The organism is Parvularcula sp. IMCC14364 (genome assembly GCF_030758415.1).
Taxonomy (GTDB): Bacteria; Pseudomonadota; Alphaproteobacteria; order Caulobacterales; family Parvularculaceae; genus Aquisalinus.
In genome coordinates, this window is the sequence record NZ_CP132334.1 from 2367684 (window position 1) to 2392083 (window position 24400).

The 24400-nt window shown below is 55.2% G+C and carries 20 protein-coding genes; 8 read left to right on the plus strand and 12 right to left on the minus strand.

The window, feature by feature from the left end:
- The first annotated feature begins 67 nt into the window (after positions 1–67).
- Positions 68–580, plus strand: coding sequence for a hypothetical protein (locus tag RAL90_RS11005; protein WP_306250548.1), 513 nt, complete (start codon positions 68–70; stop codon positions 578–580).
- An 11-nt stretch (positions 581–591) separates the two neighbouring features.
- Here the strand turns inward: RAL90_RS11005 and RAL90_RS11010 are convergent, their stop codons facing one another.
- The 4 genes from RAL90_RS11010 to modA all read right to left on the minus strand — a co-directional run bounded on the left by RAL90_RS11010 (position 592) and on the right by modA (position 3615).
- A complete protein-coding gene (locus tag RAL90_RS11010) occupies positions 592–975 on the minus strand; it encodes a hypothetical protein (protein ID WP_306250550.1) in 384 nt (127 codons plus the stop codon).
- A gap of 71 nt (positions 976–1046) precedes the next feature.
- Positions 1047–2174 carry a molybdenum ABC transporter ATP-binding protein gene (gene modC / locus RAL90_RS11015; protein ID WP_306250552.1) on the minus strand — a complete coding sequence of 376 codons (1128 nt, stop codon included), beginning with the start codon at positions 2172–2174 and terminating at the stop codon, positions 1047–1049.
- Positions 2171–2845 (minus strand): molybdate ABC transporter permease subunit, encoded by a 675-nt coding sequence (gene modB, locus RAL90_RS11020; protein WP_306250554.1) that lies wholly within the window; start codon positions 2843–2845, stop codon positions 2171–2173. Before modB ends, modC begins: the two co-directional genes overlap by 4 nt.
- Entirely contained in the window at positions 2845–3615 is a 771-nt protein-coding gene (gene modA / locus RAL90_RS11025) for a molybdate ABC transporter substrate-binding protein (RefSeq protein WP_306250556.1), read from the minus strand. The genes modB and modA overlap by 1 nt, the downstream gene beginning before the upstream one ends.
- A gap of 624 nt (positions 3616–4239) precedes the next feature.
- Here modA and RAL90_RS11030 point away from each other — a divergent pair.
- From RAL90_RS11030 to RAL90_RS11040, 3 genes are all read left to right on the plus strand, one after another.
- A complete protein-coding gene (locus RAL90_RS11030; RefSeq protein WP_306250558.1) occupies positions 4240–6249 on the plus strand; it encodes an EAL domain-containing protein in 2010 nt (669 codons plus the stop codon).
- A 161-nt stretch (positions 6250–6410) separates the two neighbouring features.
- The gene (locus RAL90_RS11035; protein WP_306250560.1) at positions 6411–7586 is read left to right on the plus strand and encodes a cation:proton antiporter; all 1176 of its coding nucleotides are present in this window, start codon (positions 6411–6413) and stop codon (positions 7584–7586) included.
- Positions 7587–7670: 84 nt separating this feature from the next.
- Positions 7671–8456: an enoyl-CoA hydratase-related protein gene (locus RAL90_RS11040; protein WP_306250562.1), complete on the plus strand. Its 786-nt coding sequence runs from the start codon at positions 7671–7673 to the stop codon at positions 8454–8456.
- Between the two features lie 12 nt (positions 8457–8468).
- Here RAL90_RS11040 and RAL90_RS11045 read toward each other — a convergent pair whose 3' ends face one another.
- Complete coding sequence (locus tag RAL90_RS11045) at positions 8469–9386, minus strand: ion transporter (RefSeq protein WP_306250564.1); 918 nt, start codon at positions 9384–9386, stop codon at positions 8469–8471.
- Between the two features lie 223 nt (positions 9387–9609).
- Between RAL90_RS11045 and RAL90_RS11050 the strand changes: the two genes are divergently transcribed.
- Positions 9610–13053, plus strand: coding sequence for a hypothetical protein (locus RAL90_RS11050; RefSeq protein WP_306250566.1), 3444 nt, complete (start codon positions 9610–9612; stop codon positions 13051–13053).
- Positions 13054–13103: 50 nt separating this feature from the next.
- Here the strand turns inward: RAL90_RS11050 and RAL90_RS11055 are convergent, their stop codons facing one another.
- The 4 genes from RAL90_RS11055 to RAL90_RS11070 are packed head-to-tail and all read right to left on the minus strand — an operon-like array spanning position 13104 to position 16687.
- Positions 13104–13763, minus strand: coding sequence for an ABC-type transport auxiliary lipoprotein family protein (locus RAL90_RS11055; RefSeq protein ID WP_306250567.1), 660 nt, complete (start codon positions 13761–13763; stop codon positions 13104–13106).
- 10 nt (positions 13764–13773) lie between these two features.
- Positions 13774–14709: an MlaD family protein gene (locus RAL90_RS11060; RefSeq protein WP_306250570.1), complete on the minus strand. Its 936-nt coding sequence runs from the start codon at positions 14707–14709 to the stop codon at positions 13774–13776.
- 23 nt (positions 14710–14732) lie between these two features.
- A complete protein-coding gene (locus RAL90_RS11065) occupies positions 14733–15542 on the minus strand; it encodes an ABC transporter ATP-binding protein (protein WP_306250572.1) in 810 nt (269 codons plus the stop codon).
- Positions 15539–16687 (minus strand): ABC transporter permease, encoded by a 1149-nt coding sequence (locus RAL90_RS11070; protein ID WP_306250573.1) that lies wholly within the window; start codon positions 16685–16687, stop codon positions 15539–15541. Before RAL90_RS11070 ends, RAL90_RS11065 begins: the two co-directional genes overlap by 4 nt.
- A 199-nt stretch (positions 16688–16886) precedes the next feature.
- On the opposite strand from RAL90_RS11070, the gene RAL90_RS11075 reads away from it, so the two are divergent.
- Positions 16887–19199, plus strand: a complete 2313-nt coding sequence (locus tag RAL90_RS11075; RefSeq protein WP_306250575.1) for an adenylate/guanylate cyclase domain-containing protein — start codon at positions 16887–16889, stop codon at positions 19197–19199.
- A 35-nt stretch (positions 19200–19234) separates the two neighbouring features.
- Here RAL90_RS11075 and RAL90_RS11080 read toward each other — a convergent pair whose 3' ends face one another.
- Together RAL90_RS11080 and RAL90_RS11085 are read right to left on the minus strand one after the other, a co-directional pair.
- On the minus strand, positions 19235–20428 hold the full coding sequence (locus RAL90_RS11080) for an MFS transporter (protein ID WP_306250576.1): 1194 nt from the start codon (positions 20426–20428) through the stop codon (positions 19235–19237).
- A gap of 106 nt (positions 20429–20534) precedes the next feature.
- The gene (locus RAL90_RS11085; RefSeq protein ID WP_306250579.1) at positions 20535–21158 is read right to left on the minus strand and encodes a hypothetical protein; all 624 of its coding nucleotides are present in this window, start codon (positions 21156–21158) and stop codon (positions 20535–20537) included.
- Positions 21159–21350: 192 nt separating this feature from the next.
- Between RAL90_RS11085 and pip the strand changes: the two genes are divergently transcribed.
- Complete coding sequence (pip, locus tag RAL90_RS11090) at positions 21351–22304, plus strand: prolyl aminopeptidase (RefSeq protein WP_306250581.1); 954 nt, start codon at positions 21351–21353, stop codon at positions 22302–22304.
- A gap of 52 nt (positions 22305–22356) precedes the next feature.
- Here the strand turns inward: pip and RAL90_RS11095 are convergent, their stop codons facing one another.
- On the minus strand, positions 22357–23841 hold the full coding sequence (locus RAL90_RS11095; RefSeq protein ID WP_306250583.1) for a sodium-dependent transporter: 1485 nt from the start codon (positions 23839–23841) through the stop codon (positions 22357–22359).
- A gap of 156 nt (positions 23842–23997) precedes the next feature.
- On the opposite strand from RAL90_RS11095, the gene RAL90_RS11100 reads away from it, so the two are divergent.
- Positions 23998–24372, plus strand: a complete 375-nt coding sequence (locus tag RAL90_RS11100) for an Hpt domain-containing protein (protein WP_306250585.1) — start codon at positions 23998–24000, stop codon at positions 24370–24372.
- Positions 24373–24400 lie beyond the last annotated feature (28 nt).

Sequence of the window (24400 nt, forward strand, 5' to 3'; positions counted from 1 at the left end):
ACATACCTGTAACTTGACTGACTGCATTGCGTGGCTGATTTTAACTGCAGGAGACCCGGAGAAGAGAGTGCCCCTGCAGCAGGACAAACTCGACAGTTTTGTCGAGGGCTTTGCCAGTAAAGCTGGCGAGTTAACCGACACGCGCTATCTGGCGGAAACCTCCCGCCAGCGCTGTCATGTGCGCATTCGTGAGGGCAACAGTCTCAATGACAGTATCCTGATTATTCAATATGGCGCGCTGGAAGAAGACGGCAAAATTGACCTCACGCCGCTGGAAGAAGCGGACGGGACGGAAATCGTCTGCGGCGCGCAGGTGCTGTACGAAATGCCGATTGAACATTTTCGTGTGGACTATTTTCGTCAGGCCTTTGCTGAGCTGGAGTGGCAGATGGCAAGCGGCCTGCGCGGCAGTGCCGAACTGATTGAAACAGACGTGGTGCTTGCCATGCGGGCCAGCCGCTCAATCTCCCTGAAATTCAGGAAATCCAGAGGGGCCTTCCGCAAGGCAGGCGCCACATTCGGCAGTCAGGTGCGCAAGGATGTGATCCGGCTAATGAAATATGCTGCCCTGCCTGTCTAGGCCAAGCCTGTCTACCTGACCCAGGTACACAAGCGGCGCTCGCGCGTACAGCTTGCAGCGTTGCGGGTCAGATCCCATTCAGGATTGGTGAGAACAGCCCCGCTGGTACGCGGCACCAGCGCAACAATTTCCTGTCGTCCCGCCCCTGATCCATCGTATAGGGAATAAGTACAGGCGACACGCCCTGCGATTCTGGCATTGTCGTCCAGAGAGACACTGGTAGAAACCCATTCTGCCACGACATTGACGAAGGCTGCATCACCATTTTCAAACACGTAACTGCCACGGGTCTGTTTCAACTCATCATCCTTCGGGCACATCTCAGCCAGTGCTGGTGTTGCGAGAAGCGCCCCGCTCAGTGAGAATATGAAGCTCAGCAAGATCTGCCTTTTCATGGGATCGTCCCTGTTTCTGACTGTCAGTATAGCAAACCAGCTCGGAAGGTGAAAGTCTGGCTGAAATCTGGTTAACAAGGTGGCTTAGCCGAGCGCATCACCGCGATAGATTTTATCTGGGCAAAAACCGGCTTACCGGGCTCTAGGCCCATCCGGTCACCGGATTTGCGTGTGATACGCCCCACAATATGCTCCCCCTCTCCCCTGTCGTCCAATACCACCAGAACCATAAGGTGCGCCGGGTCCCGTTGACATGTGTCGATACTGACGACGCGGGCTGGCAGGCAGTTCAGTATGGACGTTTCCCGGGCAGGACGGGTGACGAAACTGACATCACTTGCCTTGATACTCAGCCGACAGGTGTCCCCCTCTGACATATCTTTTCCGGAGACAGTAAGTGTGCCGCCGTCCACACCGACCTGTAAGAGGTGATAACTCTCATCAATGCTCTGTACTCGCCCCTTCATTGTTACCGCTGCATCAATCATGTGCAGTAGCGGCAGGGATGGATCAGACTGAATCGCTGACAATGACCCGGCAGCGACAATCTGTCCTGCTTCCATGAGCACAAGCGTGTCTGCCAGCCGCTCCAGCTCACGCATGTCGTGGCTGACATAAAGCGCCGGAATGGCAAATTGCGACGAGAGGCGCTCAAGGCAGGTCATGATTTCTGTACGCGCCGTTGCGTCCAGCGCTGACAGCGGTTCATCAAGAAGGAGCAGGCGCGGCTGGGAGAGCAGCGCCCGGCCAATCGCCACGCGCTGGCGCTCGCCACCAGAGAGGTCTCCCGGCTGGCGGGCCAGCAACGGCCTCAAGCCGAGAAAGCGGATCACATCGCCCTCATCGATCTGCTCTGACACCCCGCGCTGACGCGCGCGCGCCTGACCGAATGTCAAATTCTGCGCGACACTGAGATGTGGAAACAGACTTGCCTCCTGAAAAACATAGCCAATCTGTCTTTGATGCGGGTGCCTGAAAATGCGCTGTGCGTCACTCTGCCACACCGTGCCTGCGACAGTGAGACTGCCAGAGACACGCCGCAGGCCGGCTATGCATTGCAGGAAAGAAGTCTTGCCACAGCCTGAAGGGCCGAAAAGGCCGGTAACGCCAGTCGCCGGGAAACTGAACCTCGCCTCAAGCTGAAAGGCGTCGAGTGCGCCGGTAAAGTGACCTTCGATTTTTGCATCGCTTTGCGTCACGAGCCAATCCGCCCAGCCTTACGGGTCAGGCTCATGGTGCTGAAAATCACAAGGAAAGAAAAAAGCAGCATACCAATCGTCAGGATATGTGCTTCGCGCCATTGCATGTTTTCCACGTAATCATAGATGGCAACCGATATGACCCGCGTCTCCCCCGGGATATTACCACCGATCATCAAAACGACACCAAATTCCCCGATCGTATGGGCAAAGCCAAGCACCGCCCCGGTGATAAACCCCGGCCAGGCCAGCGGCACCGCTACTGACCAGAACCTGTCCGCCGGACTGGCCCCCAATGTTGCAGCCACGTCCAGAGGCCTGTTGCCAATCGCCTCAAACGCATTGCGCAAGGGCTGCACCACAAAGGGCAGGGAATAGATGACTGACCCGATCACCAGTCCTTCAAAAGTAAACGCCATGGAGCGCCCACCGGAAAGCCCGGCCAGCCAGCCCCCCGGCCCTTGCGGGCCCAGTGCGATCAAGAGGTAAAAGCCGAGTACAGTTGGTGGCAGGACAAGCGGCAGGGCAACAATCGCGGCCACCACTTCCTTCCATTTTGCCTGAGAGCGCACCAGCCACCAGGCAACGGGTGTGCTGATGAGAAGCAGAATGACAGTACTCACGAAAGCCAGCATTAACGTCAGACGGATTGTGGGGAGAATACCTTCCATCAGCCTGCGGTCTTTTGTTCCACAGTCGGCACATCAAAGCCATGACGTGTGATGATCGCACGACCAGTTTCACCCTGAAGAAATGTCCAGAAGGCCCTGGCCACCTCACTGTCCCCATGACGGAGCAGCACCGCATCATGGCGCAGCGGCGTATGGAGATGGGCTGGCACCAGCCAGAATCTGGTTGAACTGCCAGCAGCAAGCTGCGAGCGGGCGACAAAGCCCAGTTCTGCGTTTCCGGTTTGTACAAATTGGAAGGTCTGCGCAATGTTTGACCCCTGAACGATTTTAGGTTTTATTTGTTCGTAGACGCCAAGTTTTTTCAACACCTCAACAGCAGCGGCACCATAAGGCGCTGTGCTGGCATTGGCGATTGCCAGTCGTCTGAACGTATCCTGTGACAGGAGGCCTGCACCGGCACTTGTGTCCCTGTCAGCGCTGTACAATACAAGATGGCCCAAGGCATATGTGATCTGACTGTCCGCGCTGGCGAATTGCGCCTGAACGGCTCTGGCGGGCCTTGCCTGATCTGCCGCCATATACAGATCAAAAGGCGCTCCTTGCGATATCTGGGCGTAAAGCTGCCCCGTGGAACCGAAACTGAAAATCACTTCATGGCCGGTTTCGGCGGTAAAGGCCGTGCCCAGATCACGGGCCGGGCTGGCGAAGCTGGAAGCAACAGCAACGCGCGCTTCACCCGCCATTGCACCAATAGGCGCAGCGATGACAGCGGCAAGCCAGAACGTAATCCGGACGATCCATTTCTGCATGGGTTGCTCTCCTTGTTGCCGGTGGGCTGGCACTAATGCCCATCAGGTCGCACGGGATCATGGCATATATTGAGTGTAGCAATTACGCAGGCCACGCAAGTCCGATCCTGTCATCCACGATAGGCATACAGGTCCCGGGTATGTGGTATGAAGCGCCGTTCGGTCCAGCCCGTAAGTGTGTCAGGACAACGCTTCCCTCCTTTTCAAAAAAACTTATGGGCCCCCTTTGGCGAGGCCTTATTCTTTCGCGCTCTTTGAAATGAAAGGAGGCTGATATGGCACGCACAACAAAACGACAACCTGCTCAACGGAACCATCGACAGAGGCTGAAACAGCGCTGGGCGGTCCTGTCGCGAAGGCAGGGCGGGAGCGGCGCAGGCTGGCCATTTGCGCAAGAGAGTTCCAGTGCCAGTGATACATTGGTCGCGTTGCCGGATTGCCAGAGCACACACGAGTGCGTGACTCGCAACCAGATAGCGACTCACTGCATGAAGGCTTGCTAGCCCCGGCGTGATCTGATTGCGCCTGTTTAGACCGTATTAAGACCGGCAACTTACCCTGTGTCACCGGTATTGAGTACGATCAGCAGAATGCGATCGCCACAGTGGGCAGGAGGACACGACGATGGGTGCACAGGCAGTCAGGCTGACAAGCATCGATATTGATAATGCCTTGAATAACAATCACTTCGAGGTCATTTTCCAGCCTATTTTCAGCCTTTCCGACGGCGCGCTGCTGCGTATGGAATCGTTTGTCCGCTGGGTTCATCCAGGGCTTGGCGTATTGCCGCCGGGCGCCTTTATCTCCTTTTTTGAAAATCAGGGTCGCATGAACGAGCTGACCCGCTATGTCGTGGAAAGCTCACTTGAACAATACCTGAACTGGCGCGGCACAGATGGCCCTGGCTTTTCTGTTAATCTGGCTTTTGCAGACTTGCTGGACGATACATTCCCGGCATGGCTTGACGAACTGCTTGAAGAGAGCGGTTTCCCAGCAGAATTGCTGACCCTGGAATGCCCAACCATTCCCAATAATTATCCGGCCGCTGAAGCAGAGCACCTGTTTGATGGCCTGAAAGCTACCGGCGTGCGTCTCGCAATCGAAATGCGGGGACGCGCCAATGAGCAACTGCGCGCCCTCAAGCCTTTTCCCTTCGCTGAGATCAAGACAGGCGGTTCTGCGATCCTGCGCTTTGCCCGCACGGTACGCGGCGGGCCTGGCCTCACGGCGATTTCTGAACTCCTCGAACTGGCGCAGGAAAATGACGCCATGGCCGTTGCCGTGGGGGTCGAAGATCAAGCATCACTGGAAGCGCTGGTCAGCCTGGGCTTCGACGCAGCGCAGGGGAATTATCTTGCCAGTATCGGCAAGGCTGACGGTTTTGATCCGTCGATGATTGCGAAAGTGCGCAGTGCCTTGTCTCTGGAAAACGCCACAAAGGCGCAACTGAGAAGTCTGGCGGGAGAAGCACAGACCTTGGATGCCGAAGCGCAAGCTGACCCCGCGTCGATGGGGACAATGAATGAAGCACAGGTCGACAGTGCACAGTCTGATGATGATGCTCAAAGCGGCGCAGAAGACCTCGAAGCCATCGCCGCAGAAAAAAAACGTAAACTGCGCCTTGCCGCCAAACGCAAGGCAGCAAAAAAAGCCGCGGCCCAGAAAGCTGCTGCCGAACAGGCAGAACAGGAGCTGGCTGAAAAACAGCATTTGCTGGAAGAAGCCGCAGCGCGCGAACACGCCGAAGAAAATGCCCGCCGACTGCAGGAAAGACTGACGCAAGTTTATGACGAGGAAGATCTCGCCGCGTCCATCACGCCTGCCCTGAAAAATAAACCGGCCAAAGCAACTGAAGCCCCTGCCAGACCTGTTCAAAACGAAGATGCTGCACCAGAAGCGGGATTGCTGCTGGGCGGGTCTCTTGCACAGGCTGCCCTTGGCAGAAGTGCCCCTGCGGCTGCGCCGTCGAGCGTGACCGAGGAGTTGGTGGATGAAGAATTGGCAGATGACGATGGTATTGATGCGGCCGAAGACGCGCTGATTCTGTCCGACGCAGAAGTGCTGGATAAGGTTGGGGCGGAAACAGAAGAGCCCGCAGAACCAGCAGAGACAGTCTCAGAAACTTCTCAAGAGGCAGCCGTGCTGGATGCTGACAGAACGGGCCTGAATCTGTCCATGGCAGACAGCGTGCCAGACCCTGCCTATAAAATAGAAATTACGGACAGAAGTGAAGAAGGCGACAGCACGCCCGATGCCGCAGCGGAGATATCGCCGCGAGACTATCACTTTGTGTTTAGTGCACAAACCCGCGCGCCATCAGACGAGGCCGAGCCACTTTCTGAAGCTGATCTGAAATCTGAAGATGAAGTGCTGGACGAGGCTTTCCGGCACACAGTCGAGCTGGACCCTACGGTTCATCACGAAGACCCCGCAGACGGTCCTTTCAATTTTGACAGCACAGAAAAATATATCGCGGAAAGATTGTTGCGCCCCAAACGCCCCAAGAGTCGGAATTTTCTGCAGAAAAAATACCGTATAACGCATTTCTGGCCACGCTCATGGCAACGAAAATGGCGTGAACTGAGGGCATCGCGTCATCAGGATTGGGATAATCTCTCTACCGGTCTTGATTAAGATCAACCGTCCAAAATCAATCACGGGTACTGTTTTTTTCAGTACCTGACAAAAAACTGTTGCCTGAAAGAGCGCATCGCTTCACGATTCGCATAACAGTTCAAAAGTTTACGTATATGTCCCCTGCTGTGATGCTTTCAATTCTGGCAGCTGTTGTCTGCTTGACACTTTTTGCCCTTGTCAGGTCCGGTGCCATGGCAAGCCTGACCCAGCGCCCCGCGTTAGTGCTCGCCATCTCGACACTTGCGGGTATTCTGTACAGATATACCGGCCTGCCCATGTCTGACGCCGGTGTCGTCAAACTGATTGCGGAGGCCTGTCTGGCGCTGCTTGTGTTTTCAGCTGCTCTCCATTTCCGCATCAGCCGTCTGCATCTCAACTCCCCGGCTGCCTTGCGCCTTGCGGTCATTGCCGGTCCCTTTTTCATGGTGATCGTCGCACTGTCCGTGTTTGTCCTTTCCCCTTCCGTGACGGTCTGGTCAGCCCTCGTCATTGGCGCAGCCCTGATGTTGAACGGCGCCAGTCTTGAGCGCCGTGTCTTCCGGGAATCATCCATCTCCAAACGCATCAAGGCAAGTATTACGCTTGAAAGTGCTGCTGCGCTGGTTGTTGGCCTGCCGATTGCTGTGATGATTGAAACTGCAGCGATGACCCCGCATCTCACCAGCGGCGATATTGTAGAAACAGGAATCTTCCGCACCGCAATCGGATTTGCCATTGGCGGGGCCATTGGCCTTCTGGGCGGACGCGGCTATAAATGGCTGGTGAACAGAAAAAGCCCTCTGGCAAAGCCGGGTGTCACGATCACTGCCGGATTACTCGCCTTCTGTCTTGCCTCCCTGCTCGGCGGCAGCGCCATCATTGCTGTGTGTGCGGCAGGTCTCATGTGGTCAGAAGAATCCAGCCTGAAAAGGTCAGAACGGTTCGTGCTGCATAGCGGTTATGAACAGATCGCCAAGCCGCTGGCATTTGTCCTGTTCGGTTTCGTGCTTGGCCCACGCCTGTTACAGGCTGATGCGCTGGTGATCCTGTTTGCGCTGTTTGCCGTCACCTTGCTGCGCATTGTGCCAAGATTGATTGCCCTGAAATCGCTGAAACTTGCAACCGAAGAAGAGCACTTTCTCGCCTGGTTTGGCGGCGCGCCCGGTGCTGCATCAGCACTCTTCCTGCTCTGCCTCATTGATAGCCCGGCCCTGGCCGATCAGGAGATCGTCATGACAATCGGCGCAACCTGCGTATGGACCGGCGTTTTCATCACCAGAGCATCCTCGCGATCACTGGCGAGTTTTTTCATCCAGCGCGCCGCGGCCGCAAGACGCAAGCGCTACTACGCCTGATCGCTATTACCTGTTGACTGGCAAGCTATTTGCTCGAGTGTAGCCGAAACGGTAATCTGAAAAGCCGGAAGCGAGAGACAGGGCATGGATAACGATACGGTCAGGATTGATATTACAGATAACAGAACGGCCCGCATCACCTTGAACAGGCCGGATGTGTGCAATGCGCTGAATGATGACATGATCAACGCGCTCAGTTCGGCACTGGCAAATATCAACACCTCAAAAGAGATCAGGGCCGTCATTTTCACTGGCGCGAATGACTGCTTCTGCGCGGGGCTGGATATCAAATGGATGGAGCGCATGGCGCAGGCCGGTTCGGATGATGTATCCCGACGGCTGGCGCACCTCCTGTTACAGATCAAGGACTTGCGCGTGCCAACTGTGGCAATGATTGACGGGCCCTGCGTTGGGGGCGGCGTCGCGCTTGCGGTTGCCTGCGATATTTCTGTTGCCAGCGAAGAAGCCTATTTCGCCCTGCCCGCTGTGCATCTCGGTGCCATCCCCTCGATTGTTGCCCCTTTCATCATTGACGGGATCGGCGCGCATCTGGCGCGGCGCTATCTGCTGACCGGGGAGCGCTTCACGCCGGAGAGAGCCAAGGATATTCACCTGATCCACGCCGTGTGTATGCGCGCGCAACTGGAAGCAACGGTTGGCGGGTTTGTTGAACAACTGCTGAAAGGCGGGCCGGCTGCGATAGAGGCCAGCAAGGAACTCATCAGCTATTGCGAGGACAAGCCACTGAACAAGAAACTGGTGGAAGATGCCGCCCGGCGCGGCGCCAAACATCGCAAGAGCACTGAAGCGCGCGAGGGCCTTGCGGCCTTCCTCGCCAAACGGTTACCCGGATGGGCAGGGGATGAGTAGCCGGCAGGCCTGTCAGGTCTTGTCCCGGTCGTCCGCTCTTGCGGCTGGCAAGTCCTGCAATGCCAGCGCCAAAGCCCGGTCCATGCGTGACATGGTCTCCTGCAGCTGAACGATTTCACCATGCACTTCCTGCAATTCCTCGCGCAGTTCCGCATTCTCGCGCACCAGCACGTGCTCCAGGTCTTCTGAGTCTTCCTCAACCACGCGCACAACAATCGCGACAAAAAGGTTGAGCATAGTGAAGGTGGCAATCAGCACAAAGATGACGAAGAATATCCACGACGACGGATGCGTCTCAGCCACCGCGCTGGCCACATCCGGCCAGCCTTCCAGCGTCATCACCTGGAACAGCGTGTACATGGCGGTGAAAACATCTGCAAAGAGGTCGGGGTGATCCGGACCGTACAGGTTCGCGGAAATAACGGCGAACACATACAGGATCAGCACCAGCACCACGCCGACCGAAAAAATACCGGGTATTGAATCGAGCAGCGCACTGACCACGACACGCATACGCGGCATGACGGTGACCAGATGCAAAACCCGCAGAACGCGAAAGGCGCGGAAGGCCGAAAAGGCGTTTGGCAAGGCCAGTACGGATAGCGAAATGATGATGAAATCAAAGACATTCCAGCCATTGCGGAAAAACTGCCGCCGATAGGCATAAATGCGCATCAGCAGCTCAATGACAAAAATAGCCAGAAAAATAAGGTCGGCCCGATACAGAAGGAGCGCATACTCAGCCCGGATTTCCGTAAAGGTCTCCATCCCCAGCGTGACCGCGTTAGCTACAATCAAGAGCAGGATGGAATTCTGAAACAATCTGCTTTCCAGAAAAGTGCGCAGCTTCGCTGTGTGTGCAGGCAGTTCCTGCCCTGCTGACAGAGCCAGTTCCGCCTGAGCCGCGTCCGAATGGTGATCGCGCGTCATGTCTGTCTCCAAAATTACCGGATCATCAGTGACTGATGGCCAGTTCTGGCCGCCAAAGCAGAAAATAAGGCCACCAGACCTCCCATTTCATACCAGACGTTAACCATCTCAGCCAAAAAGACTGTTATATCTGGCACATAAGGTAAATCGCGGCTAAGGCGCCAGCCTGTTCTGGTGAATAAGCCGAGATGTGTTGAACCGCAAGCGGCGTGGGCCCTAATCTATGAGCGTCAATGACGAGACTGACTTCCCGGCAGCCGAGGATGACAGCAATGTGCATAGTCTTCGCACCCCCGTGGAAGGAACAGAAAAGAACCCCGAGCACACTGTGGGCAATTTCACCAGACCATCAGAACGCTGGAACCGTCGAGCGCAACTGGTACAGTTCGGTTTTCGCGTCGCAGCCTTTGCGTTTCTTGGCTGTTTCCTGTTTGGCTGGCCGCTGGGCACGAGCCTTGCGGAATACAACCAGACCGGCCTGTTCCGCTTCCGTCTTGGCTTCACCATGCCGGTTTTCTTTTATATGGTCACGATCCCGATACTGATTTACGTGATCGGACATATTTTGTCGCTTGGCTTGCGCATGGCAGGGAAAGCTGAAGATCTGGAATTCTCAGCCGTGAGCCTGTTGAAACCGGATGTCAGCGCCGCACAGAATATCAGGATCGTTGGCACCGCCGTTCGTGGACAGATCGACTCCCTGAATGTGCATCTGGATGAAGCCCTTGGCAAACTTGCTTCTGTCGAGAGCATGATCCGGCAACAGATCAAGGCAATCGACAGCGCTGCGGAAGCGATGCAAAGCGCGTCACATGACAACACAGACAAGGTTGCCAGTGAGCGCCAGCAACTGATGCAACTGACGGAGAAGTTGAACCTCGAGGCGGAGAAATTTGCCGAAGCGATTGCCGAAAAGGCGCGCCTTGGCCTTGAGTCCTCTGAGACTGCCAATTCCCGCATCGCCGGGGCCGAAATTGATCTCGAAAACAGACTGACCAGACTGGAAGATACGGCCGCCAAAGCCCTGACAGCTTTTGAAAGCCTCGCAGACACTATGCAGGAACAGGAAAGTGCTGTCAGCCGCAGCACCGCCCGCCTCGACAGCCTGGCGTCAGCCGCTGACGGCAAGACCAGTTATCTGCGGCACCTGTTACAGGAAAATGCCGAGAACATACTTGAAGCCCAGAAACGGCTGGAGGCAGACGGCCAACGGCTGGAGCAGTTGATCCAGGACCAGAAAGACCGCGCAGAGCGTCTGGCTGAAACCGTGGCCGCGCAGGCCGAACACAACCCGGAGCTGGAAAAAGCCTTTGAGAGCCTCTCCATGGTGGAGCAAATGATCCGCCAGCAGGTGGAAACAATCAACACTGCCGCCAGCACGATCCAGACAGCCTCCAGCGAAAGCGCCAGCCGCATTGAGACTGAACGCGATCAGATGATTCAGATGACCGAACAGCTTAATCAGGAAGCGGAGCGCTTTGCTGAGTCGATTTCCCGAAACGCACATTCCGGCCTTGAAACACGCCTTGGGGATCTGGAAACGGTTGCGCAGAATGCGCTGAGCGCTTTTGAAAAACTTGCCGGATCCATTGAAGCGCAGGAACAGGCGGTCACGCAAAGCAGTGCCCGTCTCGAAACACTGACAACACAAACCAGTGAAAAGGCCGGCCATCTCGCAGCAATGCTTGGTGAGAATGTAACAGCCATCGCCCAGACTCAGGAAGGCCTGAACGCTGAAAACGCGAAACTGGAACAGATGATTACCGACCAGCGCGCGCGGGTTGAACAACTGGCGACCTCCATCAATGAGCAGACCGAAAACAACCCTGCGCTCTCAGGTGCGATTGACAGCCTCGTCTCCGTCGAAACCATGCTCCGTGAACAGATCACAGCCGTTAGCACAACATCCGGGCTGCTACAGGATGCAACCGGCAACAACGCAGAACGCCTTGTGCAAGAGCGCGAGCAGCTGATGTCCCTGATGCAGGAGCTGAATGAAGAGGCGGGCCGCTTTGCCGATACCATTTCAGAAAATGCACGCACTAGCGCCGATATGGCCTCTGACGATTCGCGCTTTGCAGAGGCGCAGGCAAAGCTTACAACACGCATCGAAACGCTTGAGGCGATCTCTTCGAGAGCTCTGGGTGCCTTTGATAACCTGACCACAGCACTGGCCGAGAAAGAAGGCATCATCAGCGAGAGCGCACAGAGGCTGGACACCATCTCTTCCCGGGCCGGAGAGCAGACAGATATGATCCGTCAGATGCTTGATGATAACACTCAGGTCATGACCTCGGTGCAGGAACGCCTGCAAGCCGAAGGACAACGCCTTGAAGCCATCATCGTCAGCCAGCAGGAGCGGGCTGATACATTGCTGACCGCCCTCTCGGAAAAAACAGGCACAGGTCTGTTTTCTACCGACGCACTGGAAAAACTGGACACGGTTGAGCAGATGATCCGGCAACAGATCACGGCGATGGAACATGCAGCAACATCCGTGCAGACAAGTTCTGGCGAAGCCGCAACCCGGATTGCTGAAGAGCGGTCACAGCTAATCTCCCTGACAGAAAGCCTCAACAAGGAAGCGGACAGGCTGGTTCAGGCCATCACAGAACAGTCCGGGCTTGACCGGACTGATTCTGATATCTCGTTGGAGGCCTTTGGCAAGGCGGAGCAGGCTATTCAGTCGCGGCTGGAGACCCTCGAACAGAAAGCAGAACAAACCCTGAGTGCTTTTTCTACAGTGTCTGAGCAACTTTCCTCACAGGAGAATGCGGTATCCACCAGCGCCGAGCGGATTGGCAAAGTGAAAACAGACACAGCGCAACAATCAGCTGAAATGGCCAAACTGATCGAAGCCAATACGTCTGTCCTGTCAGAGGCTCAGTCAAGATTGGCAGCAGAGAGTCAGAAACTTGAAGACATGATTCAGGACCAGCGAGAGCGTGCAGAGCGCCTAGCATCAGCCATTGCAGAGCAGACAGCACGCATGAGCGAACTGGAACAGACGCAGGACAGCCGGGCAAGACCGATGCGCCGCCATGACGACCAGCCTGCCCGCAAGCCTTTGTCCATCAGCAGTATTCTCGCATTGGGGGATGATACAGGCAAGACTGCCGATGCGCCGATGCTCCTGAAAGAAGATGCCGCAGCTGCTGCCCGCGACAGTGCAGAAGTGCGCCGCACACGTCAGGAGAAGTCATGGCGTGACATTCTGGCAGCCGCTGACGTAACAGATGACCCCCTCACACTTGAGCGCACTGCTGTTAAAAATACCGGCACAGATAAAAGCACCAACCCGGCCGGGAATTCGGATGCTATCGGGCTTGTCCGCAAAATGCAGTATTTCATGCGCGATATTGAGCGTCAGCTTTACGGCGAGCCACAGCCTGCAATTATCTCCCGCTTCGAAGGTGGCGAGCGCAATATCTTTGCCCATATTATCTTGCGGCGTGACGAAGAGGCCGTGAAGGATCGTATTCGTCTTGAAACATCCCGTCGTCCGGCATTTCGTCAGGACGTATATCAGTTTCTGGAAACATTCGACCAGTTGCTTGAACCAGCAACTGGTGAACAGGATGGTGACACGCTGATTGACGATTATCTCGGCTCACCCATCGGGCAGGTTTATCTGATCGTTGGTAATGCGATGGATTATTTTTCCTGAGCCTTCACCGGCGGCACCATAAATTATAGCTAAGTAGCCTGAGGCCTGGATCAGCTTTCTACATCCGCCGCCTGCATGTTTTGCTCTATTTCCGATATTGCCCAGACAACAGTCTCATTGCCGACCCGGTTGACGGCGCTATTCAACGCCTCAACGGCGGACGGTAAAGCGCTGCCGTTAACCGGCTCATTAACCTCGAACAGACGTGACGCAATGCTGTTATTGCGCCGGTCAGACAGGCGGGCAAAATAAGCCACACGCGCAATGTTCTGCCCGTCCTGCATTTCCACATGGAAACTGCGTATATCCGTATCGAGAATAAAATCTCCAATCGGTAAGGTCACCCTGTCGCCCACCGCCTGAATGCGACCGTTATTTTCGAAACTCCGGACAAGAAATATGCGAAACAGGTTCGGGGCGCGGTCAGACCATTCTGCGTTCGCGAAATACTCATATCGCAACGGCTCAGGGGATCGGGCAATCCTGGACGTTTCAAACGCAGCCTCTGCCACAGGATCGGCAATAACAAGGCGTGCCGCCAGCTGCGTTTGCGCAGCAACAGTGCCGGGCACGGGCGACAGCGTGTAGCGTGGTGGTGTCTCGCCATTGCCCACAAGAAGCGACTGACACCCTGCGACAGCCATCATTGAAACGGCTGCAAGCGCAAACCTGCGCAATCTTCGCGTCGTTCTGTTCATCGGCACTTTCATTCAGGCCTCCTCAGTTCGCAGCTTCGGGGCGTGTATCACCGAAGAAAAATCTGGTCGGGTCACGCTCGACTTCACGGAGCATTCCGTCAAGTGTCCTGATAAGGCGACGGGAATCTGCCATGATACCGGTTGCCTCACCCAACCCCTGCTGGGCGAAAGCCTCTATCGCTTCGCGATTTTCATCAAGCAGGCCGTTAAGCTGGGTCATCAACAGTTGAGCATCCGCAACGGCGATATCAAACTCGATAATGGCTTGTGGCACATCACGGTTGAACACTTGCTCCATAGAGATGATCACCGTCTCGAGACTGTCAGATGTTTCGCTGAGACTTTCCGCAAAGACAGCAAAATCTTCCGCTGCACTGGCAGCATTATCGAACAGTTTGCCGATTTCTTCTTCGCGGCTGGCAAGACTGTCCGTGATGGTTTCCACATCTTCAAGAATTCTCGCAAGGGTGTCTGTATTCTTCTGGTCCAGAACGCGCTGCGCCCCGGCGATGATGTTTGTACCGCCATCAATAATATCAGCAATCGCAGAGGGCTTGGCCACAATGCGCGGAATGCGCTGTCGCGAAACATCACGCAGCAGCAGACTTTCAGGCTTCCCGCCTGTGAACTGAATGATGGCTAGGCCCGTCACCCCAACCAGCTCAATCTCCGCCTGCGTATCAACCTTGATCGGTGCATCGCGCGTCACCCTGACACGGGCGACAACCTGTTCAGGATTGTTGGGGGCCAGTTTGAGGCTGCGGATTTCACCGATCTTGATGCCGTTGAAGCGCACATCGCTGCCTTCTGACAGGCCGGACACACGCTCGTTGAAGACAACATCATACTCGATCGTGTCATTTTCCGCAGGTGCCAGGAAGTAGAAAAAGCCAATCCCGATAACCACTGCTGCCAACACGAATGTGCCCAGAAGCCGATAATTTGCTGATGTTTCCATTATTCTACTCTCTTCACTCAGGCTTAGCCTGTTGCTTCTTCACTTGCTTGCACGGTTGATACCATGGCTGCCCTGCCCCGCGGGCCGGAGAAATATTCCCTGATCCATGGATGTGGATCCTGCCGCACCTCTTCAATCGGCCCGATTGCCGATACTTTCCGGTCAGCCAGAACAGCCACGCGATCAGTAATCCGGTTCAGGCTGTCGAGATCATGGGTCACCATGAACACGGTAAGACCCAGTGTATCCTGCAGACTGAGGATCAGTTCATCAAATTTTGCCGCGCCAATCGGGTCAAGTCCTGCGGTTGGCTCATCCAGAAAAACGATTTCCGGGTCCATCGCCAAAGCGCGGGCAAGACCTGCCCGTTTGCGCATCCCCCCCGATAATTCTGACGGGTATTTTATCGCTGCGTCCAGTGGCAGGCCAGACATGGTTATTTTCATCGCTGCGATTTCACTGGCCAGCGCATCAGATATATCAAGATGCTCACGCAACGGGGCCATGATGTTCTGCGCAACCGTCATGGCAGAAAACAAGGCGCCATCCTGAAACAGCACGCCCAGTCGTCGATCAAGCTGCCGCTGCTCCGTTTCATTCAGGGAAAGGGCATTCTGGCCAAACATCCTGATATTGCCTGAGCGGGGTTTTATCAGACTGATGATGGTTTTCAAAAGGACCGACTTGCCTGTGCCTGAGCCTCCGACAACACCAATCACCTCGCCCCGACGGACGGCAAGATTCAGATGGTCATGAATAGTGATCTCGCCAAAACCGGTGACAAGGTCTTCAATTTCTATGACATGCTCATGACTGCTCGTTTCCTGTGTCATACGCCAAGCTCCAGGAAAAGAATCGCAAACAGGGCATCGAGAAAAATGACCACAAAGAGCGATTGCACAACAGACATGGTTGTGCGCCGCCCCAGATCTTCCGCGCTGCCTTCCACACACATGCCCTGATAGCAGCCGATGATGGAGATAAAGAACGCAAAGAACGGTGCCTTGATCAGGCCAACAAAGAAATTCTGTAACAGGATTACGTCCTGCATGCGTGCGAAAAACAGGTTCAGCGAGATTTCTGCCGCAGAAAGAGCGACCAGCGCGCCGCCAATCAGCCCCAGCATGGCGGCAATCAGCGCAAGTGCCGGCATCATGATGACCATTGCAAGGGTACGCGGAATAACAAGCGCTTCCATGGGGTCGATCCCCATGGCCTTCATGGCGTCAATTTCTTCACGCAATTTCATTGACCCGAGTGCCGCCGTAAAAGCACTGCCGGAACGCCCGGCAATCAGGATCGCTGTCAACAGCACACCGAACTCGCGCAGGACAGTAATACCGATCATTTCGACGGTGAGGATTTCCGCCCCGAACTGGGACAGAATACGAATGCCCATAAACGCGACCACCGCCCCGATCAGGAAGGACATCAGGCCGACAATCATCGTGGCGTTCAGACCTGACTCTTCCATATGATGAACAGTCGCTGCCAGACGCAATCGGCTTGGCCGCCGGATAATGCGGCCAATACCGCTGACGACCTGCCAGACAAAATTCAGAATATCCCTGGTGTCTTTCACGACTGAAGCAACGCCGCGGCCAAGCCGCTCCACGAGCATCAGGAAGGGGTTTCCGGTATCCACTTCAATCTCGCAGGGCAACAGATGATTGCAGGCTTCTGCCAGCAGGGGCGCGTGTCGGTCATTGATGTTGCTGAACCCGTATAACGGCTGCTCGGCAATTTCTTCGCGCATGGAGCAGGCCCGCATGGTGCGTTGCAACGCCATGGCGCCAGCTGTGTCGAGATGTTCAAGCCCGGACAGATTGATTTCCAGTTTCTGCCCCATGGCCCCGTCAGCAAACGCGCGCAGTTTGCTGTCAATCTGGCTCAACCCCGCTTCGAGCGTCCAAGCACCAGACACAGCGAGATGCCAGACATCGTTTTCTTCGGTCGCTGTAAAGGCTGCTTCGGCCATGCTGTTCCTGTCCAAACGGCGCTGATTGCTCCGCGCACCCGGTTCATGTTTATGCTTTTATGCCACGAGAACCTGAACCAGCCCTAAATACATGGTAATTAAAAGCTTAACAGGTGCGTTTTGTGGCATGATTTTTTCAGCTATCGCACAATGTGACGCATAGTATGCTGTATTATGAGAACGAAAGTGGGACATCCCTGTGTTTGAAAAGAGACTTGCGAGCGAAAACAACTGGCTGACAATCCTGCCAATCGCCATCATTCTGCTGGTGGCAAGCCTTGCCCTGACAACAGCTTTCCAACCGGGCAGTCAGCCCCGGGAGGCAATTTTCAGCCTGTTCATGCGACTGGATGCACGTGAGAGCAGCCCGGCGCAGAGTGATCGCTTCGTCATCGTTGATATCGACAAGGACAGTCTGGAACGCATTGGCCCCTGGCCATGGCCGCGCACGGAACTGGCGCAACTGGTCAATATTGCCAGAGAGTCCGGTGCCGATAATGTGGTCCTCACAGTGCCGGTCGAAGGGCCGGACCCGCTCTCGCCGGAAATTGTGGGCCGCTACTGGTTCAATTCCAGTACAGCAGATAACCGGGCCCTGATGTCTGAAATAGCGCGCCTGCCAAGCCACGATGTGGCGCTCGGCGAGGCTCTGGCGCAACTGCCTTCTGCCATCGCTGTGGCAGAAAATCCTGCCGCGCTGATGCGCGGCACACAAGGGTGGATGCGCACCTCTTTTGAAGGGGCAGAATGGATCACCCTGCAGCAAAGCGGACCAGCCCAGAACGGTCAGTCTCTGCCCGTCAGCCTGCCGAATGGCAGCATTTCGCAGAATATAGAAGCGGCCTCACAGGTGAGCGTCAGCGCCCTGCCTGTGGACCCGGATGGTGTGTTCCGTCGCGCCAGACTGATCTGGCACGCCTATGGCGCGCCTGTCCCGGCCACGTCGCTCAGTGCCCTGATGGCAGGCGAAAGTGAAATTCTGGCCACAGCGCATGATAGCCTGATCCATAATGCCGGTCACCCTCTGGCCAGTATCACGGTCAATGGCAACGAGATCATGCTCGACCGCCAGAGTGCAACCAGACTGTATTTTCCACAAAATATATCCGTGCCCACCGTTCCTGCGTGGCGCGTCATTGCCGGTAATAACAGCTGGCGTCAGTCCCTTGATGGTAAAACTGTTTTTATCGGGGAAAGCGTCTCCGGCAATGCCACGGTGCCGACACCGCGTGGAGACCTGACACGCGCACAGATACATGTATTGCTGGCAGACCAGCTCGCTGACGGGGCAAGCCTGACGCGCCCTGGCTGGTCGGGCTTTCTGGAGGCCGGTCTTGCCCTTTTGCTCGGCGTTGCGGCCGTTATCTGTCTGCTGTTCTATTCAGGTGTGATTGGGGCAGCCTTTACTGCAGTGGCAGGCATCACGCTCATGATCGCCACCTGGCTCGTTTTCTCCGGCAACGGAACATTGATCGACCCGGCACCAGCGATCCTTGCCATGGTTGGCGCACAGCTTGGTTATGGCCTGAGCAGCCTTGGCGCGTCCGTGCTGCGCGATGACAAGGTACGCGGCGCCTTTCATGGTGCCCTGCCGGCGACGACCATGGCCAAACTGCAAAAGCAGAAAGGCCGAAGCCTGTTGGACGGTGTGCGCCGACAGGTAACCGTGCTATCGGCCTCAATCCGCCTCCCGGATGATATGATCGCCGACTTTGTCGATAAGCCGGATGAGTACATACAGTTTCGTGCCAAGACGAATGACAAGCTGCGCCAGACAATTCTCAAACTTGGCGGCACAGTCGATTATGGTGAGGATGGCCGCCTGCTGGGCTATTGGAATGTGCCTGAGCTTGCCCCCAATCATATCGAGCGCGCCTGCAGCTGTGCCTTGCAGATGATCGAAGACATGAACGCACTGGCGCGTGATCTGCAGAGTTCGCAAGCCTCTTTCCCGCTGGCACGCATTGCTGACGAAGATAAAGGCTCGGCCTTTGAACAGGGTCACCTTGAGATCGGGATCTCCAGCGATGTCTGCTTCTCAGGACCTGTCGGCCGTGGTGCCCGCAACAGATATGCGGTTATCGGGCCATCTGTCACGCTGGCTGGCACCTTGCGGGAGCGCTCCCGGCTGTACGGACCGGCAATCGTCTGTGATGAGACTGTCTTTACTGCCCTGCGACATCATTTCGCTTTCCTCGACCTTGATACATTGCGGATCAATGACAACCCTCAACCAAGGCAGATTTACGGCCTTGTGGGAAACCCCTTCCTTAAAGCCAGCAAGACTTTCCGGCGCATGGCTGACACACAACGCGGGCTGGTGAATGCCTGGCGGGATGGCAACATCGCGGAAGGAAAGGCCTTTCTCAATCAACTGGAAGAAGTACCGGGCACACATCAGGCATTTCTGAGTCTCTATGAACAGCGTCTGCACACAGCAGAACTTGAACAGAAAGATTCTGATGGCAAAGGCAAAGATAAGTGGGATGGCAGCCAGCAAATCTATCTCTGACTATCTCTTATGTAACTGGTGCTCAGGCGTAGCCATCAGGCGCGTGCTGTACGGATAATACCACCATCCCACCGGCGGGCCAGTAAAAGGCCGGCAACAAAGCCAACGGCCCCCATGCCGCCCATCAACAGATAAGCGGGCAATGGCGCATCAGCGTTGAAAACGAAACCTACAAAAATTGCCGCCAGCCCGGTGAGCGCACCAACGCCGAGCGTCGAGACAAGTGTCATACCGGTATTGGAAAGACCGGAAGGAACAGCTCTGGAGATGAATTCCACAGAACCGAGATAGGTCATGGCAAATGTCAGCGCATGCAGTAGCTGCAATATAATCAGCAACGGTAATGGGGGTGAAAGGCCCGTCAGGGGCCAGCGAATAACCGCGCCAAGGGCACCAATCGAGATCATGGCAACCGGCCCCAGCCGACGTATGAAACTGCGCCCTTTATAGAGGACAATAATTTCTGCCAGCACCCCAAGGGTCCATAACAGGCCGATCAGGTCACTGCGATAGCCAAGTGCGGACCAGTGGAGTTCAGAAAAGTAATAATAGGCCGCATGTGTGCCCTGTGTCAGGCCAACTGCAATCAGCATCAGGATGAACGAACGCGAGCGAAACAGGCGCATGGCCTCGGTGATATTGGGCCGCACCGTAGTATGCACCTGATCATTCCCGGACAGCATAACAGTACGTTGGGGCAGTGCGTATGCGACAAGCAGCGTCAGGGTGGCTGTCATGCCCATCCAGACGACGCTCACATTATCGCCATGTTGGGCAATCAGAAATCCGCCGAGCAGATTTGCGACTATGAAAGCAAAAGATCCGGCGCCGCGAGACTGCCCGTAATTCACCAGCCCCGCCTTGTCCGCCCGCATCACGGCGGTATCGGAAAGAGGCACAAGACAGCCAAAGGCCCAGACGGCAAAGATGGTCAGCACACATATTGACCAGACTGGCTGTGGCAGCATCAACAACAGTGAGCTGATTGCCATAATGGCGGATACAGCCATCAGGGCGGTGCGCTGATCGGGCTGGTTCTCAGCCCACCACGCTATAACCGGCCCCAGGACAAGCCGCAAAATGAGAGCCCCCCCCATCACCAGACCAATCATGCCAGCAGTAATACCTTGCGCTTCCAGCCAGCCCGGAAAAAAAGGCAACTGCACACCGAGAAACAGGAACTGTCCGATATAGAGCGCTGTGTAAAGAGTGGCAGGTGTTCGAAGCATGGGATGGTGTCAGCTTTTGCCTGACCCCTAACCCAGTTATGATATGAAAGATAGAGACTGACGCCGCCCGCGTGTTGGTTTTGACCGGGCGATGGACTTCACACCGTCAGCGATCTGTCTGTTGATCCGCATACTGGGCGGTCGCAGCAGAAGAAACGCGATCTGCGACAATATCTGCCGATGTACCGATATCCTGAATGGTTTGCGTAAAAGCCTTTTTCAGCTCCTGCTCAAAATCCCTGTCAATATCGAAGCCCTTCTTGCGCAGGAGCCGCAATGTCCCGACATACATATCCCGGGACTCACGCACATCAGCAATCGCGCTCTCCAGCACGGAAATGTCGCCCGAACTCGGGTTCATGGCATAGGCGGCCTGACGACCGGACTCAGAGACCATTCTTGCATGTCGCAACGTGGCATTCGCATCCTGCATTAAAACAGCCTGCGGGCTCCGCTCAGCCGCCAGCATCGCGGCATATGCTTCAAGAGCCGCATCACGGCTGACCCCATCATTTTTCTGCTCTCCGCCGAAAAGCGCTGTCATCATGCGACCAGAAAAATTTTCTTCGGTGATTTCAGGCCAGGGTGTCCGGTCCAGTTGGCGGGTCGCGGATACCAGAGCTGCGCGCTCATGCACGCCTGCAAGAGAAACCGCTTCATCGGTTGCAGCGCCCGGCATGGCAATTTTAACTGACGCGCAGCCAGAGAATCCGACTGCTGCTACGCCCATAACAACTATTGTGTAAAAAAGCCTGATAACTTTCCGTCCTGAAACACTACTCATTGACCCAACCACACCCGTACTGTGAACAAATTTTCTCATCTCTCAGGCTGTAAAGGCTGCCGACCGGAGACAAGATGCTTGTTCTTTTATTTGCCCTTGCTAAACACTAACACTCATTCAATCTCAGCGACAATCTCTATGAGCAAGAAATATGGCCTTTTTCCGGCGATTGAGCCGCATCACACCGGCAGGCTGAAGGTCTCGACACTGCATGAGATTTACTACGAGGTGTCCGGCGCCCCCGATGGACAACCTGTTGTTGTCTGCCATGGTGGGCCCGGTGGTGGCACCTCCCCCTCCATGCGGCGTTATTTTGATCCCCAGAAATACCGGATCATTCTGTTTGACCAACGCGGCTGCGGGCGCTCAACGCCCCATGCAGAACTGCGGGAAAACACAACCTGGCAACTGATCGAGGATATGGAGCAGTTACGCAGCCATCTCGATATTGAGAAATGGCTGGTTTTTGGAGGCTCCTGGGGATCAACCCTCTCGCTGGCCTATGCGCAGTCATTTCCTGCGCGGGTTACTGGTCTTGTCCTGCGCGGTATTTTTACACTGCGACAGGACGAAATTGACTGGTTCTATCAAGAGGGTGCCAGTTGGATTTTCCCAGAAGCGTGGGAAAAATTTATTGCTCCAATACCAGCGAATGAACGCGACGACTTGCTGGGCGCCTATGCGAAGCGTCTGACCAGCGAAAACCGGCGCGAGCAGCTGGAAGCCGCAAAAGCGTGGAGCGTGTGGGAAGGCTCAACCGTGTCCCTTCACCCTTCCATGGAGCGGATGAAAAGTTTTGCCACAGACCATTTCGCGCTGGCCTTCGCGCGCATTGAAAACCATTATTTCATCAACAAGGGCTTCTTTGAGGAAGACGACCATATTCTCAAAAATGCTGACAAGCTCAAGGGTATTCCGGGCATTATCATTCAGGGGCGCTATGACGTTGTGACCCCCATGCGCACAGCCTGGATGCTGCACAAGGCCTGGCCCGAGTCAGAACTGGTCACCATCCCTGATGCAGGACATGCAGCAAGCGAGCCGGGCATCATATCCGGCCTGATCGCAGCTACAGAGAAGTTCAAAAAATAAAAAACGGGGAGCCGAAACTCCCCGTTCATATCCCGTATAAGACTTTTTGCTCTTACAATATGCCAAGGCTCGTCAGCACGATCAGGAAGATCGCTGCCGGGCACACAAAACGGATCAGGAAGTACCAGGCGCGATATCTGGATTCTGTCTTGAATCCGAGTTCCTCACGCGAGGCTGTTTTGGAAACGACCCAGCCTGCAAAAATAGCCGTCAGCAAGGCAACTATCGGCAACAGGAATTGTGAAGTCAGCACATCTACAAAATCAAAGAATGTCTTGCCAGCAAATGGTCCGAAATCAACCGGTACCCAGCTATTGAAGAAGTTGGCCTGTCCCGTTGGTACCTGCGACAGAATGTGCATCACACCAAGTGCAAACAGGATACCGCCAAGACCTATTGAGGCCAGAAGACGCCGTTTCATCTTGGCTTCCGGTGCAAGATCAGCTCCCCCGTCACGCCAGGCTACAGCAGGCTCCAAGAGGGAAATTGACGATGTAAGGGCCGCAAACAGCGCCATCAGGAAGAACACCGCGCCAAAAACGGCCCCGAACGGCATCTGCTGGAAGGCAAGTGGCAAAGTGCCAAACATCAGGCCGGGACCACCGCCAGGCTCAAGCCCGAACTGGAAAACGATCGGGAAGATCGCAAGGCCGGCAATCAGGGCAACGATTGTATCTGCCGAACAGACGATGGCTGCTGAGCCAGGCACATCGGCATCCTTGCTCATGTACATGCCGTAGGTAATCATCAGCGCAGAGCCAAGGCCGATGGAGAAGAACGCTTGCCCCAGAGCATTACTTAGGATCGATCGGTCCGCTATCCCCGCGGCCAGCGCGGCGAAGTCAGGCTTGAACAGATAATTTACCGCTGCAGTACCATCTCCCTGTACCAGAGCAACGACCACCAGGATCAACAGCATGACAAAGAATGCAGGCATCAGGATTGTGACAGCTTTCTCAATCCCACCGCTAATACCACGCGAGACAATCCCGATCGTAAGGAGAACAAAAATACCTTGGTAGATGATTGCTTCACCCGGCCTGGCAAGTAAGGCACCAAGACGTCCGCTGATCTCTTCTGGTGTACTGCTTTCAAAAGCGCCGGCAGAAATTGCACCCAAACCATTGCTGGCAATGTTGCTGAATAAATCACCCAGTATAGCGATGACATAATAAAGAACCCATCCGGCGATCATGCAGTAGAAGGAAAGAATGAGGAAAGAGGCGAGAATGCCAAGCCCTGCAAAGGTGCCCCACAGAGCCGGATGCCCTTCTGTTCTGGCCAGTCTGGTCACAGCTGAGATGGCAGAACCACCACCCCGGCGACCAATCATCAACTCGGCACACAGCACCGGAAGACCGATCAGCACAATACAGAGAATATAAATCAGCACGAAAGCACCGCCACCACTCTCACCCGCAACGTAAGGGAAGCGCCATAAATTACCGAGGCCCACTGCTGATCCGATTGCCGCCAGAATGAAGGCTGCACGAGAAGACCAGTTTTCCTGTCCTGATGCTTTGCTGACACCCGCCATAGTTGTTCCCTTCCAGATTTTACGCTTACAGTTCAGTGATTTAAGCAAATTTTCAGGATTCTTAGCAAATTTGCACAGGAATAGACAGTGGCTTTTCCGTCTATCTGCTAACGGCTTTTTAAGGCGTTCGGGCTTATTGTACGGCAACAGTCAGGTATGAGTATGATGCAAAGCGCGCAAACAACCGTTATTGATACAGAGCAACTGCAAACACTTGCGGCCGCTGCAGGGGTTGATGCCGCCAATGCGATCCTTGATGCTTTCTGGAGTTCCTGTGAAGATCTGCTCGTTCTGTTGAGAGACAGCTTCCGGGATCAAAACTTCGATGAAATGTCAAAAGCTGCTCACGCGTTGAAAGGCTCAGCAATGAACCTTGGCGCCGTTCAGCTCGCTGAACGGGCAAAGACGATTGAAAGCGGGGCGCGTGAGCGTAATCTCGAAACCGTGCAGCAAGCGTTTCTAAAGCTTGCTGGCGATATCTCTCAGTCGCGCGGGGCCTTTCAGGATCTCATGCAATCCATCGCTGCCTGACAGTTTTGCTGTCATAATTTTTTTCGGC

What these genes read in the sequence shown, in the direction of transcription:
- RAL90_RS11045 (WP_306250564.1), bottom strand. Translation starts at nt 9,386, where the DNA reads ATGACGCGCGATCACCATTCGGACGCGGCTCAGGCGGAACTGGCTCTG.
- RAL90_RS11065 (WP_306250572.1), bottom strand. Translation starts at nt 15,542, where the DNA reads ATGACACAGGAAACGAGCAGTCATGAGCATGTCATAGAAATTGAAGAC.
- RAL90_RS11100 (WP_306250585.1), top strand. Translation starts at nt 23,998, where the DNA reads ATGAGTATGATGCAAAGCGCGCAAACAACCGTTATTGATACAGAGCAA.
- RAL90_RS11060 (WP_306250570.1), bottom strand. Translation starts at nt 14,709, where the DNA reads ATGGAAACATCAGCAAATTATCGGCTTCTGGGCACATTCGTGTTGGCA.
- RAL90_RS11070 (WP_306250573.1), bottom strand. Translation starts at nt 16,687, where the DNA reads ATGGCCGAAGCAGCCTTTACAGCGACCGAAGAAAACGATGTCTGGCAT.
- modA (WP_306250556.1), bottom strand. Translation starts at nt 3,615, where the DNA reads ATGCAGAAATGGATCGTCCGGATTACGTTCTGGCTTGCCGCTGTCATC.
- RAL90_RS11095 (WP_306250583.1), bottom strand. Translation starts at nt 23,841, where the DNA reads ATGGCGGGTGTCAGCAAAGCATCAGGACAGGAAAACTGGTCTTCTCGT.
- RAL90_RS11080 (WP_306250576.1), bottom strand. Translation starts at nt 20,428, where the DNA reads ATGCTTCGAACACCTGCCACTCTTTACACAGCGCTCTATATCGGACAG.
- RAL90_RS11030 (WP_306250558.1), top strand. Translation starts at nt 4,240, where the DNA reads ATGGGTGCACAGGCAGTCAGGCTGACAAGCATCGATATTGATAATGCC.
- RAL90_RS11050 (WP_306250566.1), top strand. Translation starts at nt 9,610, where the DNA reads ATGAGCGTCAATGACGAGACTGACTTCCCGGCAGCCGAGGATGACAGC.
- RAL90_RS11040 (WP_306250562.1), top strand. Translation starts at nt 7,671, where the DNA reads ATGGATAACGATACGGTCAGGATTGATATTACAGATAACAGAACGGCC.
- modB (WP_306250554.1), bottom strand. Translation starts at nt 2,845, where the DNA reads ATGGAAGGTATTCTCCCCACAATCCGTCTGACGTTAATGCTGGCTTTC.
- RAL90_RS11055 (WP_306250567.1), bottom strand. Translation starts at nt 13,763, where the DNA reads ATGAAAGTGCCGATGAACAGAACGACGCGAAGATTGCGCAGGTTTGCG.
- RAL90_RS11085 (WP_306250579.1), bottom strand. Translation starts at nt 21,158, where the DNA reads ATGGGCGTAGCAGCAGTCGGATTCTCTGGCTGCGCGTCAGTTAAAATT.
- RAL90_RS11010 (WP_306250550.1), bottom strand. Translation starts at nt 975, where the DNA reads ATGAAAAGGCAGATCTTGCTGAGCTTCATATTCTCACTGAGCGGGGCG.
- pip (WP_306250581.1), top strand. Translation starts at nt 21,351, where the DNA reads ATGAGCAAGAAATATGGCCTTTTTCCGGCGATTGAGCCGCATCACACC.